The organism is Kitasatospora sp. NPDC057936, from assembly GCF_042887525.1.
In the GTDB taxonomy this organism is placed as follows: domain Bacteria; phylum Actinomycetota; class Actinomycetes; order Streptomycetales; family Streptomycetaceae; genus Kitasatospora.
Genome location: NZ_JBHVPD010000014.1, coordinates 82,971 through 99,456 on the forward strand (window position 1 = coordinate 82,971; position 16,486 = coordinate 99,456).

The window sequence follows — 16,486 nt, forward strand, 5'->3', positions numbered from 1 at the left end:
CGTTCGGCTGTGCCGTCCCCCGTCACCGCGGTGGGACTCCGAGGACAGGTACGACCCGGGGTGACCGGGGGAGGAGCCCGCTGCATGTGGGATGAAGCGTTTCCCAGCTTTTTGATCGGGCTGCGGGAGGGCCTTGAGGCCGGCCTGATCGTGTCGATCCTGGTGGCCACCCTCGTCCGGTTCGACCGCAAGGGGCGCCTGCCCCAGGTGTGGACCGGCGTCGCGGCGGCCGTCGCCGTCAGCCTCAGCTTCGGCGCGGTGCTCACCTTCACCGCCGCGAACCTGTCCGGCCACGCCCAGGAGGCGTTCGGCGGGATCCTGAGCCTGATCGCGGTCGGCTTCGTCACGGCCATGGTCTTCTGGATGCGCCGCTCCGCGCGCAGCCTGTCGGCCGAGATCCGCTCGAAGGTCGAGGCCTCGCTGGCGCTGGGCGCCGGCGCGCTGGTGCTCACCAGCTTCCTCGCCGTCGCCCGCGAGGGCCTGGAGACCTCCCTCTTCCTGTGGACCAACGTCCGCACCGCGGGTGAGTCCACCGGCCCGCTGATCGGCGCCGCGGTCGGCCTGGTGCTCGCCGCGGGCCTGTGCTGGGGCCTGTACCGGCGCGCGCTCAAGATGAACCTCACCCGGTTCTTCACCATCACCGGCGCCGGCCTGATCGTCATCGCGGCGGGCGTGCTCGGCTACGGCCTGCGCGACCTCCAGGAGTCCGGGCTGGTCGGCGGCTCCACGTCGTACGCGTTCGACCTCAGCGGGCACCTGGACGCGCAGTCCTGGTACGCCACGCTCGTGCAGGGCACGCTCAACCTCACCGTCACCATGACGGTCCTCCAGGTCGTCGCCTACGTCGCCTACCTGTGCATCGTCATGACGCTGTTCCTGCAGGGCCTGCGCGCCGGCCAGGCCGTGCCCGCCGCCGGGAAGACGGCGGAGAAGACGGCCGAGCAGGCGGCTGAGCAGACGGAGGAGAAGGCCACCGAGGCGGCTGCCGGGACCACCGCGCCCGCCGCCTCCGGCCGGCCGCGGTGGGTGCTCCCGGCCGCGCTGGTCGCCGTCCCGGCCGTCGTCGCCGGAGCCGTCATCGCCGTCAGCGACGGCAAGAAGGACAGCGCCGCCACCGTCGCCGTCTCCGAGCAGGAGTGCGGCAAGGGCTTCACCGCCCCGCTGCCCGGCCAGCAGGTCTTCCAGATGCGCAACACCGGCGACAAGGTCTCCGAGGTGTACCTGGTCAACCCGGCCAGCGGCGCCGTCTACGGCGAGGTCGAGGGCCTCGCGCCCGGCACCACCCGCGCCCTGACCGCCACCATCGGCACCGGCGACTACGCCTGGCGCTGCGTGCCCACCGGCGGCAAGTCCGTCACCTCCGCCTCCGTGCACGTCACCGGCGGCAGCGAGGTCAAGGCCGTCAAGCCGGTCGGCGACGGCGACCTCAACGCCCCGCTCGACGCCTACAAGGACTACGTCAACAAGGGCCTCGCGACCCTCATGACGCAGTCCCAGAAGCTCCAGGCCGACATCCACGGCGGCGACCTCGCGACCGCCCGGGCGGACTGGCTCACCGCGCACCTCCAGTACGCCTCGCTCGGCGCCGCCTACGGCACCTTCGCCGACCTCGACGGCAAGATCGACGGCCGGGCCGACGGGCTCCCCGACAAGACCGCGGACCCGGGCTTCACCGGCTTCCTGCGCCTGGAGTACGGCCTGTGGCACGGCCAGTCCGCCGCGGACCTCACGCCCGTCGCCGACGGCCTCGCCCGCGACGTCGCCACCCTCGTGCACGACTTCCCCACCCAGGACTTCGACCCGGCCGACCTGCCGCTGCGCGCCCACGAGATCCTGGAGAACACCCTCCAGTTCGAGCTCACCGGCGACACCGACATGGGCAGCGGCACCAGCCTCGCCACCACCCAGGCCAACCTGGCCGGCACCCAGGAGCTGCTGACGCTCCTCCAGCCGCTGCTCGACGAGCGCGACCCGCAGGTCCTCGTCCGGGTCAACACCGGGATGAAGCGCGTCGGCGACCTCGTCGCGGCCGCCCGCACCGCCGACGGCTGGACCCCGCTGGACAAGCTGCCCGCCGACGCCCGCCGCCGGCTCAACGGCGCCACCGGCCAGCTGCTCGAAGACCTGTCCCCCATCCCCGCCCTGCTCGAGATCCGGAAGGCCGCCTGATGACCGACCACACCGCAGCCACCGGCTCCTGCCCGTTCCCACACGGCGCTTCCGCCGCTGCCGCCGCGCAGCAGGCCGCCGCCGAGGCCGCCGGCCAGGGCGGCTGCCCGGCCGGCCCGGCCCGCCGCAGCTTCGTGCGGGCGGCGCTCGGCGCGGGCGCGGGGGCGGCCGTCCTGGCGGGCACCGGTGCGGCGTTCACGCTCTCCGCCGAGCCGGCCGCCGCGGGCGACGGCCACCCGGCCTCCAACGGCGTCGTGCCCTTCCACGGCGCGCACCAGGCCGGCGTCACCACCCCGGCGCCCGGCTACGCCGCCTTCGTCTCCTGCCAGGTGATCGCCCAGGACCGCAAGGCCCTGGAGGACCTGTTCAGGACCCTGACCGAGCGGATCCGCTTCCTCACCGCCGGCGGCACCCCGCCGGACCTCGGCGTCGGCGCGCCGCCCTCCGACAGCGGCCTCCTCGGCCCGGTCGTGGCCACCGACAACCTGACCGTGACGGTCGGCGTCGGCGCCTCGCTCTTCGACGACCGCTACGGCCTCGCCAAGGCCAAGCCCGTCAAGCTCGCGCCGATGAAGACCTTCCCCAACGACAACCTGCAGGCCGCCGAGCTCCACGGCGACCTCTCGCTGCAGATCTGCGCCGACCGCCAGGACACCGTCCTGCACGCCCTGCGCGACATCACCCGGCACACCCGCGGCGCGATGCAGATCCTCTGGCGGATCGACGGCTTCCAGAACCAGTCCCGCCCCGACGGCGCCCAGCGCAACCTGCTCGGCTTCAAGGACGGCATCGTCAACCCGGACACCGCCTCCGCCCGCGAGATGGACCGGCTGGTGTGGGTCACCGACGGCATGGGCGAGCCCGCGTGGGCGACCGGCGGCAGCTACCAGGTCATACGGATCATCCGGATGCTGATCGAGTTCTGGGACCGCGTCACCCTCACCGAGCAGGAGAAGATGTTCGGCCGCCGCCGCGACACCGGCGCCCCGCTCGACGGCCACCAGGAGAACGACGCCCCGGACTACGCCAAGGACCCGGACGGCAAGGCGATCCCGCTCAACGCGCACATCCGCCTCGCCAACCCGCGCACCGCGGACACCGACACCTCGCGCATCCTGCGCCGCGGCTTCAACTACGACCGCGGCATCGACAAGGCCGGCAACCTCGACATGGGCCTCGTCTTCTGCTGCTACCAGCAGGACGTGGTGCGGCAGTTCGAGGCCACCCAGACCCGCCTCGTCGGCGAGCCGCTGGTGGACTACATCTCGCCGACCGGCGGCGGGTACTTCTTCGTCCTTCCGGGCGTGAAGGACGACGCCGACTGGCTCGGCCGGGGGCTGTTCGCCGCCGCCTGACGCCCCCGCGCGCCACGGCCCCCGGAACTCTGGAGGAGTTCCGGGGGCCGTTCGCGCGTCCGCGGCCCGTCAGTCGCCGAGGGTGAAGCCGATGACGGCGCCGCCGCCGTCCCGGTTGACGGCGAACGCGGTGCCGCCGTGCGAGGTGGCGACCTCGTGGACGATGGCCAGGCCGAGTCCCGAACCGGGCAGGCTGCGCGCGGCGGTGGCCCGGTAGAAGCGGTCGAAGACGCGCTCCAGGTCGGCCGGGTCGATGCCGGGACCGCGGTCGCGCACCTCGACCCTGGGACCGCTCACGACGACGTCGATCGGGGCGGCCCCGGCCGGGTCGAACTTGGCCGCGTTGTCGAGCAGGTTGCCCACCGCGCGGGCCAGCGCGTCCGGGCGGGCGGTGACCACGGTCGCGTCGGCGTCCACGGCGATCTCGCGGCCGGTGCGCCGGCGGGCCTGGGCGGCGGCCTCGCGGACCACGTCCGCCAGCACCACGTCGACCGGGTCCTCGTCCGCCTTCTGCTCGGCGGCCAGCGCCACTAGCTCGTCCACCAGCAGGGTCAGCTCCTTGGCCTCCTCGGCCAGGTCGTCCAGCAGCGCGGTGCGCTCGGCGGGCGGCAGGCGGTCCAGGCTGGGGAGCACCGAGAGGTTGGTGCGCAGGCTGGTGAGCGGCGTGCGCAGCTCGTGCCCGGCGTCCTGGACCAGCCGGCGCTGGTTCTCCTTGGCGGTGGCGAGCCGGCCGAGCATCCGGTCGAAGGCCCGGCCGAGCCGGCCGACCTCGTCGCTCCCGGCGGCCGGCACCGGGACGTCCAGCCGGCCGCTGTCGGCGACCAGTTCGGCGACGTCGGTCAGCCGCACCAGGCGTCCGGTGATCCGGCGGGCGAGCAGCCAGCCGGCCGCACCCGCGAGCAGGGCGACGGCGGCCACCACGGCCGCCATCTGACCCCGCAGGGCGTACAGCAGGTCCTCGACGTCGCCGGTCTCCTGCACGACCTGGACGGCACCCCGGCCGCCGCCGAGCGAGACGACGCCGACCCGGTAGGTCGCGTCGCCGACGTGCCGCACGCCGATCACCGTCCGGGCGGGGGCGGTGGCCCGGGCGAGGTCGCCGTCGTCCGGCGCGCCCGGGAGGACGACGTGGGAGCTGCCCGGGAGGACGGCGCCGTTGGCGTCGAGCGCCTGCGCGGTGACCCGGATCGGGCGCAGCAGCTGCTCGCTCAGACCGGTCGGCCCGTTGAAGTCGCCGGGGTACAGCGTCTGCCGCGTGACCTGGTTGCCCACCGACTGGAGCGCGGTGGTGAAGTCGGCCTTCTCGTCGTCGCGGATCAGCGCGGCGGCGGCGTGGTAGCCGAGGGCGCCGATCAGCACCGCCACCAGGACGGCCAGCGCGGCGAACGCCAGCGACATGGTGGTGCGCAGGCCCGGGCGCGGCCGGAGCCGGCGCGGGTCGAAGCGGCGCGGGCGGGTCACGAGGCGCGCAGCGTGTAGCCGACGCCGCGGACGGTGTGGATCAGCGGTGCCAGGCCGGGGCGGTCGAGCTTGCGGCGCAGGTAGCCGATGAACACCGCGAGGTTCTTGGAGCCGGGGCCGAAGTCGTAGCCCCAGATCCGCTCGTAGACGGTGGCCTGGTCGAGCACCGAGCCGGCGTGCCGGGTGAGCAGCTCCAGCAGGTCGAACTCGGTCCTGGACAGCTCCAGCTCCTCGCCCGCGCGCCAGGCCCGCCGGGCGCCCGGTTCGACCCGCAGGTCGGCGACGGCCAGGACGTCCTCGACGGGCTGCTCCGGGGGGTTGCGGCGCAGCAGGGCGCGCAGGCGGGCGAACAGCTCGCCGACGTCGAAGGGCTTGACCAGGTAGTCGTCCGCGCCGGCGTCGAGCCCGGCGATCCGGTCCTGGACCTCGACCCGGGCGGTGAGCATCAGCACGGGCGTGCGGTCGCCCGCGGCGCGCAGCCGGCGGCAGACCTCCAGGCCGTCCGGGGCGGGCATCATCACGTCGAGGACCAGGACGTCCGGGCGCTGCTCGTCGAGGGCGGCCAGCGTCCGGGCGCCGTCCGCGGCGGTGCGCACGCGGTAGCCCTCCAGCTGCAGGGCGCGGGTGAGGGAGTCGCGGATGGCGCGGTCGTCCTCGGCGATCAGCACGGTGTGGGTCATGCGTGGGATTCTCCCTGGCGTGTGCACGGCGGTTCCAGGCGGGGGGCGGGGCCGGCCGGCGGGCTCACCTGTCGGCGTAGCGGTCGGCGAGGGCGCGGGCGGTGGCGGCGAGGCGGGCGCGGAGTTCGGGCGGGGCGAGGACCTCTATGTCGGTGCCGAGCGCGAGGAAGGCCGCGTGGGCGTGGTCGAGCGACTCGATCGGAAGCACGGCCCGCGTCCGGCCGTCCGGCTCGGGGGCGCCGGTGGCCTCGGCGGCGCGCGCGGCGGCGGTGCTCAGGCGGGCGGCGGCGCCGGGGGCGAGCAGGACGAGGGCCTCGCCGCGGTGCAGGCGGGCGTGGAAGTCGGCCTCGTGGCGGCGCCAGTGGGACGCCAGGGAGAAGTCGTCGGGGATGGTGAACTCCTCGTCGGTCTCGGTGAGTTCGAGGATCTGGTCGACCCGGTAGGTGCGCGGCCCCGGCCCGGCGACGACGTACCAGCGGCCGGCCTTGAGGACGAGGCCGTACGGTTCCAGCCGGCGGTCGACGTCCGTCGGCGCCTTCCAGCGGCGGTAGCGCACCCGCAGCACCCGGCCGCGCCACACGGCGTCGGCGACCTGCGCCAGGAACGGCACCTCGTCGTCCTCCGCGTACCAGCCGGGCGCCTCCAGGTGGAAGCGGGTGCGCAGCCGGTCGGCGTCCGCGCGCAGCCCGGGCGGCAGCGCGGCGCGCAGCTTGAGCTGGGCGGCGGCGAGGGCGGGGCCGAGCCCGAGGGCGGCGGCCGGGCCGGGCAGCCCGGCGAGGAACAGCGCCTCGGCCTCGCCCGCGTTGAGCCCGGTGAGACGGGTGCGGTAGCCGGCCAGCACCTCGTACCCGCCGCCGTGCCCGGCGTCCGCGTACAGCGGCACGCCGGCGGCCTGCAGCGCCTCGACGTCCCGGTAGACGGTGCGCACCGAGACCTCCAGCTCCTCGGCCAGCCGCTGGGCGGTCATCCGGCCGTTGGTCTGGAGGAGGAGCAGGATCGACAGCATGCGGGCGGACTTCACGGGGACCCCTCGGACTTCACTGACACACGATGTCAGGGAACCCGGCTTAGCGTCCAGGCATGGGACTTGAGAACAACACCGGACGAACCGACTTCGACTTCCTCGTGGGCGAATGGGACGTGGCCAACCGCCGCCGCGCCGACTTCCTCGACCCGCGCAGCCCGTGGGAGGAGTTCCCGGGCGTGACGCGGGGCTCGCGGCACTTCGGCGGCAACGCGAACGTCGACGAGATCGACTTCCCGACCGAGGGCTTCTCCGGGCTCACCCTGCGGCTGTACGACCCGGCGCGCGAGGTGTGGTCGCTGTACTGGTCCAGCACCCGCACGGGCACGCTGTTCCCGCCGGTCGCCGGGCGGTGGGCGGACGGGCGCGGCGAGTTCTTCGGGGACGACGAGTACGACGGCACGCCGGTGCGGGCGCGGTTCGTGTGGTCGGGCGTGACGGCGGACTCGGCGCGCTGGGAGCAGGCCTTCTCCACGGACGGCGGCGCGACCTGGGTGACGAACTGGACCATGGAGTTCACCCGGCGCGCGTAGGTCCGGCCGCCCTCGCGCCCCCACCCTTCGTGGGCGTACGGTGGCCACACGGTGGCGCGTCCGGCGCGCCCCGGACGTTCCCTGCACGGCACGTCCTGCCGGAGGCCGCTATGGCAGACCGGATGGCCTTCTTCACCACCCCGCGCGCGGAGCGGGCGCGGCGGGACGCGCACGAGCGGGTGGGGGACTGGCGCGAGGTGTACCGGCCCGGGGCGCTGCTCCCGGTCGTCGGCGGGCAGGCGGGCCGGTGCATGGACTGCGGCCTCCCGTTCTGCCACGACGCGTGCCCGCTCGGGAACATCGTGCCCGAGTGGAACCGGCTGGCGGCCGACGGCGACTGGCGGGCGGCGGCCTCCCGGCTGCTCGCCACCAACAACTTCCCCGAGTTCACCGGCCGGCTCTGCCCGGCGCCCTGCGAGAGCGCGTGCGTGCTCGCGATCGACGGCGCCGCCGTGACCATCAAGAACGTCGAGCTGGCGATCGCCGACCGCGCGTGGGAGAGCGGCTGGGACCGGCCCCGCCCGCCGGACGTACCGAGCGGGCGGCGGGTGGCCGTGGTCGGCTCGGGCCCGGCCGGGCTGGCGGCGGCCCAGCAGCTCACCCGCGCCGGGCACGCCACGACGGTGTACGAGCGGGCCGACCGCCCCGGCGGGCTGCTGCGCTACGGCATCCCGCCGTTCCGGCTGGAGAAGCACCGGCTCGACCGGCGGCTCGACCAGATGCGGGAAGAAGGCACCGGCTTCCGCTGCGGCGTGCGCGTCGGCCGGGACGTCGCGGCGGGGGAGCTGCGGGCCGGGTGCGACGCGCTGGTGGTCGCGGTGGGCGCCACGGCCTGCCGCGAACTTCCGCTGCCGGGCCGCGACCTGCCCGGCGTGCACCAGGCGATCGCCTACCTGACCTGGGCGAACCGGGTGGACGAGGGCGACCGCCCGGACTCGCCGCTGTCCGCCGAGGGCCGGCACGTCGTGATCGTCGGCGGCGGGGACACCGCCGCGGACTGCCTCGGCACGGCGCTGCGCCAGGGCGCCGCGTCCGTCACCCAGCTCGACATCAACCCGCGCCCGCCGGAGCGCCGGGCGGCGGGGCAGCCGTGGCCGGTGCACCCGAAGGTCTACCGGGAGACGACCTCGCACGAGGAGGCGGGCGCGGCGGCGGCCGGGCCACGGGTGTTCGCGGCGGTGGCCGTCGGCTTCGAGGCGGGCCCGGACGGGCGGCTCGCGGCCGTGCGCTTCGCCGAGGCGCAGCCGCCGGACCGCGGGCCGCGGCCGGGCACCGAGCGGAGCCTGCCGGCCGGGCTGGCGCTGCTCGCGCTGGGCTTCGCCGGGCCCGAACCGGACCAGGAGCTGATCCCCCAACTCGGGCTCGCCACCGGCCCGGACGGCGCGCTGACCCGGGACGACGGCTTCGCGACGGGCGCGGACGGCGTGTTCGTCGCGGGCGACGCGGGGCGCGGGCAGTCGCTGATCGTGTGGGCGGTCGCCGAGGGGCGGGCGGCGGCCGCGGCGGTGGACCGCTACCTGCGGGGCGTCACCGAGCTCCCGGCTCCGATCCGGGCGTCGGCGCGGGCGTTGACGCTGTGAGGGGGCAGCGGTCCTGCCCCCTCACCCGGGCCGTCAGCTCAGGCCGAGGACCGACAGGGCGGTGGTCCAGTCGGTGACGATCGCCTGCTGGGCGGGGACGAGGTCCACCTGGTGGTTGCAGACGGCCCGGTAGAGCTTGTACTCGACGCTGTCCTTGTCCGTCGAGGTCGACCCGTTGCTGCCGGTGGCGTAGTGCGGCTGCGGCCACAGGTTGTTCGGGTCGGTCGGGTGGCCGCCGAGGGAGAGGGGGATGAAGTGGTCCTCCTCGTAGTCGGACGTGTTGGTGTCGCTGTAGCCGTACGCCGCGATCTGCTGGATCTTCAGCTTGGTGGTGTAGCTGGACGGCGGGCGGATGGACGTGCTGTAGCCCGGCACGCAGATGGTGTCGTCGATGGTGGCCTGGGTGACGTCCGGGTTGGTGGCGCCGGGGGTGCAGGCCGGGTCGGGCAGCGGGAGGTAGGCCTGCGAGCAGGTCTGGTCGAGCGGCGCTGCGGCGCGGTGCTGGGTGGGGGCGGCGGCGTGCGCGGTGCCGCCGGCGGCGAGCGCGCCGACGGTGAGGACGACGGCGGCCACGGCGGGGGCGAGGCGCTGGGAACGAAGCATGTGGGGAGCTTCCTGTGGCGGCCCGGCTTCCTTCGCCGGGCGGTGTGTCCATGCCACCACCATGGGATCTATGCGGGTAGACCGTGAATGGTGAACTGTTGACAAAGTGTCAGTCAACAGAGTCGTGGAAACTATTCGCTTGACGTGAACAGAACGGGCCTGCTGCGCGGTTGATCGCGCGGCAGGCCCGGTGGGGTGGCGGAGGCGGTGGCGGTCCGTCAGAACCGGTACCTGTGGACGAACACGTCGGGGAGCTTGTTGGAGTCGTCCGGCACGAGCGTGCCGTCCTCCGACGTGAACAGCACCGTGGTGCCGAACGCGTCGACGAACGGGGCGCTCGACCCGCCGGTGCTCTGCGAGCCGTCGGTGGCCACGCTGACCCGCTCGGTGCGGTTGCTCCACAGGTCGAACCGGAAGACGTCGGAGGCGTTGTTGGTGTCCCCGGGCACGAGGTCGTCGGCCGTCGAGCTGAAGTAGACCCAGCGGTCGTCCGCCGTCATCCGGCCCTCCCACGCGTCGGAGCGGACCGTGGTGCCAGGGAGGGCGACGGTGACGGAGCGCTCGGTGCCCTGCTCCAGGTCGCGGACGAACACCTCGAAGTGACGGTCCCACGGGCCGGTGCCGTGGAAGACGGGGGCGGAGAAGACCGCGAACCGGCCGTCGGGGCTGAGGCTCGGGTTCTCCACGCCGCGCGAGCCGCCCTTGCCGTCCGGGCTGGCGAGGCGGGTCTCCTCGTCGTCGAGGTCGCGGACGTAGAACGGGTAGCTGCGGGGCTTGAGGATCCTGGGGCTGCTGCCCGTGCTGGTGCCGGTGCGGCTGGTGCTGCTGCTGCCGGGCGCGAGGTCGTCGGCGGTGGGCCGGTCGCCGAAGGCGTCCTCGGGGAGGGCGCCGGGCTTGTCCTGGGCGATGAGGTTGGTCGCCTTGGAGATGAAGCCGACGGTGCGGCCGTCCGCGCTGATCACCGGCGAGGCGGAGGAGCCGTTGGCCGCGGTGCCGTCCGCGCCGATGCTGACCAGGCGGGTCTTCCCGGTCCGACGGTCGGTGACGTAGATGGTGCCGCCGTGCGGGGTGACGCCGGCGGGGGCGAGGTCGGTGCGGTCGGACTGGAAGGCGACGTACCGGCTGTCCCAGCTGATCGACGGGGTGCCGGCGGAGTGGCCGGTCTGGGGCTTCGCCGGATCGGTGGCGGCGACCGGCTCGGTCCTCCCGGTCAGGCGGTCGTGGACGTAGACGTCCGGGGTGGCGCGGCCGGCGCCGGAGCCGAGGTTCGTCGCGGAGGACGTGAACGCCACGAAGCGGCCGTTGCCGCTGATGGTGGCCTCGTAGGAGTCGAGGTCGGCGTCGGCCCCGGTGGTGCTGACGTCCTCCCGTTCGACCTTGCCCGTCCACAGGTCGCGGACGAAGACCTTGGTCCGGCCGTTGCCGCTGCCGGGCAGGAGGTTGGAGGCGCTGGAGGTGAAGACGGCGAAGCGGCCGTCCGCGCTCAGGCCCTGCGCGTTCGAGGCGCCGTCGGGCTGCGAGCCCGGGGTGCCGACCGTCACCCGCTCGGTGGCGCCGGTGGGCGCGTCGGCGTGCGCGGGCGCGGCCGCCGCGCAGGCCAGCGCCGCCGCGGCCAGTGTGCAGGCGGCGCGCAGGACGTGGCGCGTCGGGCGTGCTCGGTTCATCGTGGTCCCTCCCCTGGGATCGGCGGGCCGCGCTCGACTCCCCGGCGGCCGGCCCGGAGTGAGCCAAGCGCCTGATGGGGAAGGGGTCAACGGTTGTGCGGCCGGGGCGGCGTATTCACGTCAATCGTTCTCGCACTGCCTGCCGAGTACTGCCTGCCGAGTGCCGGCGACCGGACGCGGCGTCTCCGCCCCGGCGCGGCCCGGTGGCGTCACCGCGCCGCCTCTTCGGCCTGCGCGGCCGCGCGGACGGCCCGGACGTGCGGGTCGGTGCGGCGGTCGTAGCGCCACAGGGCGGGCAGGGCGGCGGAGAGGGCGGCGGCGCTGGTCAGGCAGAGGAGCCCGCCGGTGCGCAGTGCCGCGCGGATGCCCTGCCGGGCGGCGAGTCCACCGGCGCGCAGGTCGCCGAGGGCCGGTCCCGCGGAGCCGATGAGCATCTCCAGCCCGGCCGTGCGGCCCCGGAGTTCGTCCGGAATGGACTGGTTCCAGATGGCGCTGCGGAAGGTGTCGCCGGTCCAGTTCGCGGCGCCCGCGACGACGAGGCACGCGAGGACGGCCCACAGGTGCGGCACGGCTGCGGCGCCGGCCATCGCGAGGCCCACCGCCGCGGCGGAGAGGAGCACGAAGCGGCCGTGCCGGTGCACGCGGTTCGTCCAGCCGCTGGTGGTGGCGGCGACCAGGCTGCCCGCCGCCGAGGCGGCGTAGAGCAGGCCGAGGGCCCATACGGCGTCCAACTCCCGTGCGAGGAAGGGGAAGAGTGCGGTGGGAAGGGCGAAGACGGTGGCCGCGAGGTCGGCCAGGTAGGTGCCCAGCAGATCGGGCCTGCGGGCCGCGTACCGGGCGCCCTCGGTGAACTCGCGCCACTGCGGGGCCTCGGCGTCCCGCTCGGACGGCACCGGGCGGACGGCGGCGAGCAGCGCGATCGAGACCAGGAAGGTGGCGACGTCGACCAGGTACGCCACCGGGACGCCCGCCGTCGCGATCACCAGGCCGGCGGCGGCCGGGCCGGCCAGTCCGGCGACGCTCCAGCGCAGTGACAGCAGCGCACCGGCCGCGACCAGCTGATCGTGCGGGACGAGGCGCGGGATCATCGCCTCCAGCGAGGGCTGCTGGAGCCCCTGGAGCGCCGCCGCGAGCCCGGCCGCCGCGTACAGCGGCCACAGCGCGGGCGTGCCGAGCAGCGCGTTGGCGAGGAGGAGCGCGCTGAGGACGGCGAGTGCGATCTCGGTGACGAGGGCGACGGTGCGGCGGTCGGCGCGGTCCGCGAGCACGCCGCCGTACAGGCCGAACACGATCGTCGGCACGAGTTCGACCGCGCCGACCGCGCCGACGGCGAGCGGCGAGCCGGTGAGGTCGGCGATCTGGAGCGGGATCGCCGTCATGGTGAAGACCGAGCCGAGCAGGGTGACCGTGCCGGAGGTCCAGGTCAGGCGGAAGTCCCGGGAGGAGCGCCAGGGCGCCGTGTCGAGCCAGGGCGGGGTGGGCATGGGTGTGGTCCTCGATGCTGTCCTTATCACTGATAAATTCCGGCGCCGACCTTATCGGCGATAAAGTTGGTGGGCAAGCGAATAAGGCGGGCGAACGACGCGGAACGGGTTCGGAGGGCGGTCGGCATGGCGCTGCAACGTGACGAGGTGGTGCGCACCGCGCTGCGACTGCTCGACGAGGTCGGCATCGACGGGCTCACCACCCGCCGCCTGGCGCGCGAACTCGGCGTCCAGTCACCGGCGTTGTACTGGCACTTCAAGAACAAGCGGGAACTGCTCGACCTCATGGCCGAGGCCATGCTCGCCGAGGCCCTGCCGCCCGACCGCACCCCCGACCCGCAGCACTGGCCGGACTGGATCGCCGCCGACGCCCGCGCGAAGCGCCGTGCGCTGCTCGCCTATCGCGACGGTGCGCGCGTGCACGCCGGCACCCTGCCCAGCGAGGATGAACTCCCGGCAGTCGAGGCCCAGGTGAGCGCCCTCTGCCGGGCCGGGCTGCGGCCGCGCACGGCCCTGCGGCTGCTGCTCGCCGTCGACCGGTACATCATGGGCTGGGTCACCGAGGAGCAGGCCTGGCGGCAGGACGCCGAGGACCGCGACACGCCGCTCTACGACGACGACGCCCTTCGCGACCTGCCGCTGCTGCGCGAGGCTGCCGACGTCCTGCGGATGGCCGACCACGACGCCGACTTCGAGTACGGGCTGCGGGTCATGATCGAGGGGTTCCGTGCGGAGATCGCGCGGGAGGCCGGGGAGTCCGGCGAGGTCGAGGAGGTCGAGGAGGCCGGGGAGTCCGGCGAGGTCGGGGAGGCCGGGGAGTCCGGGGAGGTCGGGGAGTCCGGGGAGTCCGGGGAGTCCGCTTGAGGAGAGGGGGCGGATTCCGGGTGCCGGGAGATCCACTAGCGTGAGCGCCATGCGAACCCTCGATGCCCACAGCACCGCGCTCGTCCTCGTCGATCTGATGGACCGGATCGTCGCCAACCCGCTCGCCCCGCGCCCCGGCACGGAGGTCCTCGCGGCCTCGCTGGAGCTGGCCGGGGTCTTCCGCGAGGCCGGTGCCCCCGTCGTCGCCGTGCGCGTCGAGCGGCCGAACGTCGCCGAGCAGCCGCCGGGCAGCGACCTGGTCGCGGAGGTCGCGGCGGTGGCCGACGAGGTCGTGGTCAAGCGCACGATCGGCGCTTTCCACGCGACCGGGCTGGACGAGTTGCTGCGGGCGCGGGGCGTCAGGACCGTCGTGCTGGCCGGCATCGCGACCAACCTCGGCGTCGAGTCGACGGCCCGCGCGGCCGTCGACCTCGGCTACGAGGTCGTGTTCGTCGAGGACGCGATGACCGCGCTCACGGAGGAGGAGCACCGCGCGCCGGTGGCGCACTCCTTCCCGCGGCTCGGGGCGGTCGCCGGGAAGGCCGAGCTGACGTTCGGCTGAGGACCCCTCAGGCGCGCTTGAGGGCTTCGCGGAGCCGGCCGTCGCAGTCCGCGAGCAGACGGGCGGCGGTCGGCGCGTCGACGTCCGCGAGCAGGACGAGGACCGCGTCCTTGGCCCGGCCGTCGGTCGCCGCCAGGGCGCGGCGCACGTCCGCGTCGGCGGCGCCGGTGGCCTCGGTGACGATCCGGCGGGCGCGGTCACGCAGCTTGGCGTTGGTGGCGCGGACGTCGACCATCAGATTTCCGTAGGTACGGCCCAGGCGGACCATGACGGCCGTCGAGACGAGGTTGAGCACGAGCTTCTGCGCCGTGCCCGCCTTGAGCCTGGTCGAGCCGGCCAGGACCTCCGGGCCGGTGACCACCTCGATCGGCAGCTCGGCGGCCGCGACGAGCGCCGAGCCGAGGTTGCCCGCCAGCCCGGCGGTGAGCGCACCGGCGGCGCGGGCGCACCGGACGGCGGCCACCGCGTAGGGCGTCCGGCCGGAGGCGGAGACGCCGATCACGGTGTCGTCCGGGGTGAGTGCCAGGGCGGCCAGGTCCGCCGCGGCGAGGTCGGCGCGGTCCTCGGCGCCCTCGGCCGCCGACGTGACGGCCGCCGGACCGCCGGCGATCAGCCCGACGACCCGGCCGGGGTCGGTGCCGAAGGTCGGCGGACACTCGGCGGCGTCCAGCACCCCGAGCCGCCCGGCCGTCCCGGCGCCCGCGTAGATCAGGCGCCCGCCCCGCCGCATCCGCTCGGCGGCCCCGTCCACGACGGCGGCGATGCGCTCCAGCTGCCCGGCGACGGCCACGGGGACGGTCCGGTCCTCGGCGTTCATGAGGTGCAGGAGGTCGAGCGTCGGGAGCCCGTCGATCTCCGCCCAGTCGGGGCGGACGGTCTCGGTGGTCGCTTCGGCCATTGCTTCAGCGGTTGCTTCGGCGGTCGTTTCGGTGATCGTTTCGGTGATCGGGAGTGCGGGCTGGTTCATGCCGCTCAGCCTCCCCGGGGGTGACGGCCGCCAACCCGGGCAGACGCCGATGGCCGAGCGGCCGGTGTACGGGTGTGCGATGGCGGCGCCTACACCGAGGTGGGGCGCCGCCATCGGGACGCCGGGGCGGCTCAGCCCACCGGAGCGTTCCGGCTGGGCCCGGGGGTGGCTGCGGAGCCTCGCCGTTGCGGTGATCGACGGCTCCGGTCCGGGGCAGTCGCCTGGCGTCCGGTCACCGCGGGGCGCTCTGCAGGGCGCCGTGGAGGAAGAGGTCGACGAGCTCGGCGGTGGTGAGCGGGTCGGGGGCGCCGGGGCGGCCGGAGGACATGATCATCAGCTGGAAGGCGTCGGCGAGGCGTTCCGGGCTGAGCCGCAGCGCGTCGCGGTCGGGCTCGAACAGGGCGGCGAGGGCGGCGCGCGGCCGGGCCAGTCCGGCTTCGCGGTCGGGCAGCTTGCCGTCCGGGCCGGGCCCGGGCCGCTCCAGCCGACCGCCCGCCATGAGGGCTCCGGCCACGGCTCCGATGCGGGTCAGGTGTCCGCGCACGACGTCGGCGGCCTCGGCCAGCCGGTCGGCGAGGGGCTGGTCCAGGGGGATCGCGGCGAGGTGGGCGATCGTGTCGTCGGGGTTGAGGACCTCGGCCATGCACGCGGCGAGGAGGGCGTCCTTGTCGTCGAAGACGCGGAAGATCGTGCCCTCGCCGATGCCGGCGGCCCGGGCGATCTTGGCCGTCGTCACGGACGCGCCGTACTCGACGACGAGGGGGAGCGCGGCGGCGACGATCATCGCGCGCCGCTGCTCCGGGTCCATCGCGGGTGCCCGGCGTCGGGCGGGCTGGGTGCCAGGTGTCTCGGTCATGGCTCCATGATGCGGAGTGAGTACTCACTCCGTCAATGGGTTATCGGCCGTCAGTTTCGGAACTCGCCGTCAGTGGAAAGGAATTCGGCGATGCGGGCGATCGTCCGGTGGTTGTCGTCGAACAGGTGTGCTTGCATGCCCAGGGTCAGGGCGGTTTCGACGTTCGGCGCGTGGTCGTCGACGAAGAGGCAGTCGGCGGCGCGGACGCCGAGGATCGTGCAAGCCTTCTCGAAAGCCTGTGGGTCGGGCTTCTCCACACCGATCTCGTGTGAGTAGACGATGTGCCCGGCGTCCTCGACGAGCTCGTCGAAGCCGTAGCGGCTCACCTCGCGTTCGCGGGCGCCGACGAAGCTGTTGCTCAGGATCCCGAGCCGGGTCCGGTGCCGCAGGCCGCGTACGTGGGCGATGAGTTCGACGTTCGGCGTCCCGAGGTACTCCGCCCAGAAGTCGGCCATGAACGCCGCCGCCCGGGGCGGGTCGAGGCGCAGTCGGGCGGCCACCTGTCGGCGCACCTCCGCCTCGTCGACGGCGCCGATCGAGCCGGCGTGCCAGACGTCCTCCAGACGCTGGTCGACGGTGCCCGGCGGCAAGCCCAACTCCCGTTCCCAGTAAGGAATCCAGCCGGTTCGCGGCGTGTGCTCCAGCACGCCGCCGATGTCGAGGATGATGCAGCGTTCGTCCATG

15 protein-coding genes are annotated in these 16,486 nt (G+C 74.5%); 6 read left to right on the forward strand and 9 right to left on the reverse strand.

Annotation, left to right across the window (positions count from 1 at the left end; translation table 11 throughout):
• Window positions 1–84 precede the first annotated feature (84 nt).
• A complete protein-coding gene (gene efeU / locus ACFVU9_RS10540; protein ID WP_387591949.1) occupies window positions 85–2,169 on the forward strand; it encodes an iron uptake transporter permease EfeU in 2,085 nt (694 codons plus the stop codon).
• Window positions 2,169–3,524 (forward strand): iron uptake transporter deferrochelatase/peroxidase subunit, encoded by a 1,356-nt coding sequence (gene efeB, locus ACFVU9_RS10545; protein WP_387591952.1) that lies wholly within the window; start codon window positions 2,169–2,171, stop codon window positions 3,522–3,524. The genes efeU and efeB overlap by 1 nt, the downstream gene beginning before the upstream one ends.
• Before the next feature lie 69 nt (window positions 3,525–3,593).
• Here efeB and ACFVU9_RS10550 read toward each other — a convergent pair whose 3' ends face one another.
• The 3 genes from ACFVU9_RS10550 to ACFVU9_RS10560 all read right to left on the reverse strand — a co-directional run bounded on the left by ACFVU9_RS10550 (window position 3,594) and on the right by ACFVU9_RS10560 (window position 6,686).
• On the reverse strand, window positions 3,594–4,985 hold the full coding sequence (locus ACFVU9_RS10550) for an ATP-binding protein (RefSeq protein ID WP_380436367.1): 1,392 nt from the start codon (window positions 4,983–4,985) through the stop codon (window positions 3,594–3,596).
• A complete protein-coding gene (locus ACFVU9_RS10555) occupies window positions 4,982–5,665 on the reverse strand; it encodes a response regulator transcription factor (protein ID WP_359971215.1) in 684 nt (227 codons plus the stop codon). The genes ACFVU9_RS10550 and ACFVU9_RS10555 overlap by 4 nt, the downstream gene beginning before the upstream one ends.
• Before the next feature lie 64 nt (window positions 5,666–5,729).
• A complete protein-coding gene (locus ACFVU9_RS10560) occupies window positions 5,730–6,686 on the reverse strand; it encodes a helix-turn-helix transcriptional regulator (protein WP_387591956.1) in 957 nt (318 codons plus the stop codon).
• A gap of 59 nt (window positions 6,687–6,745) precedes the next feature.
• Here ACFVU9_RS10560 and ACFVU9_RS10565 point away from each other — a divergent pair, with 59 nt between their 5' ends.
• Together ACFVU9_RS10565 and ACFVU9_RS10570 are read left to right on the forward strand one after the other, a co-directional pair.
• Window positions 6,746–7,222 carry a hypothetical protein gene (locus ACFVU9_RS10565; RefSeq protein ID WP_387591958.1) on the forward strand — a complete coding sequence of 159 codons (477 nt, stop codon included), beginning with the start codon at window positions 6,746–6,748 and terminating at the stop codon, window positions 7,220–7,222.
• Window positions 7,223–7,332: 110 nt separating this feature from the next.
• Complete coding sequence (locus tag ACFVU9_RS10570) at window positions 7,333–8,802, forward strand: glutamate synthase subunit beta (protein ID WP_387591961.1); 1,470 nt, start codon at window positions 7,333–7,335, stop codon at window positions 8,800–8,802.
• 33 nt (window positions 8,803–8,835) lie between these two features.
• On the opposite strand, the gene ACFVU9_RS10575 is transcribed toward ACFVU9_RS10570, so the two are convergent.
• From ACFVU9_RS10575 to ACFVU9_RS10585, 3 genes are all read right to left on the reverse strand, one after another.
• A complete protein-coding gene (locus tag ACFVU9_RS10575; RefSeq protein ID WP_380436372.1) occupies window positions 8,836–9,405 on the reverse strand; it encodes a hypothetical protein in 570 nt (189 codons plus the stop codon).
• A gap of 218 nt (window positions 9,406–9,623) precedes the next feature.
• On the reverse strand, window positions 9,624–11,069 hold the full coding sequence (locus tag ACFVU9_RS10580; RefSeq protein WP_387591964.1) for a TolB family protein: 1,446 nt from the start codon (window positions 11,067–11,069) through the stop codon (window positions 9,624–9,626).
• Between the two features lie 209 nt (window positions 11,070–11,278).
• Window positions 11,279–12,553 (reverse strand): MFS transporter, encoded by a 1,275-nt coding sequence (locus ACFVU9_RS10585; RefSeq protein WP_380436376.1) that lies wholly within the window; start codon window positions 12,551–12,553, stop codon window positions 11,279–11,281.
• A gap of 126 nt (window positions 12,554–12,679) precedes the next feature.
• Between ACFVU9_RS10585 and ACFVU9_RS10590 the strand changes: the two genes are divergently transcribed.
• Together ACFVU9_RS10590 and ACFVU9_RS10595 are read left to right on the forward strand one after the other, a co-directional pair.
• Window positions 12,680–13,417 carry a TetR/AcrR family transcriptional regulator C-terminal domain-containing protein gene (locus ACFVU9_RS10590; protein ID WP_387591968.1) on the forward strand — a complete coding sequence of 246 codons (738 nt, stop codon included), beginning with the start codon at window positions 12,680–12,682 and terminating at the stop codon, window positions 13,415–13,417.
• A gap of 49 nt (window positions 13,418–13,466) precedes the next feature.
• The gene (locus ACFVU9_RS10595) at window positions 13,467–13,979 is read left to right on the forward strand and encodes an isochorismatase family protein (RefSeq protein WP_387591970.1); all 513 of its coding nucleotides are present in this window, start codon (window positions 13,467–13,469) and stop codon (window positions 13,977–13,979) included.
• Window positions 13,980–13,986: 7 nt separating this feature from the next.
• On the opposite strand, the gene murQ is transcribed toward ACFVU9_RS10595, so the two are convergent.
• From murQ to ACFVU9_RS10610, 3 genes are all read right to left on the reverse strand, one after another.
• On the reverse strand, window positions 13,987–14,946 hold the full coding sequence (murQ, locus tag ACFVU9_RS10600; protein WP_387591973.1) for an N-acetylmuramic acid 6-phosphate etherase: 960 nt from the start codon (window positions 14,944–14,946) through the stop codon (window positions 13,987–13,989).
• Window positions 14,947–15,178: 232 nt separating this feature from the next.
• Window positions 15,179–15,802 carry a TetR/AcrR family transcriptional regulator gene (locus ACFVU9_RS10605; protein ID WP_387591976.1) on the reverse strand — a complete coding sequence of 208 codons (624 nt, stop codon included), beginning with the start codon at window positions 15,800–15,802 and terminating at the stop codon, window positions 15,179–15,181.
• A 50-nt stretch (window positions 15,803–15,852) separates the two neighbouring features.
• On the reverse strand, window positions 15,853–16,485 hold the full coding sequence (locus ACFVU9_RS10610; RefSeq protein ID WP_387591979.1) for an HAD family hydrolase: 633 nt from the start codon (window positions 16,483–16,485) through the stop codon (window positions 15,853–15,855).
• Window position 16,486 lies beyond the last annotated feature (1 nt).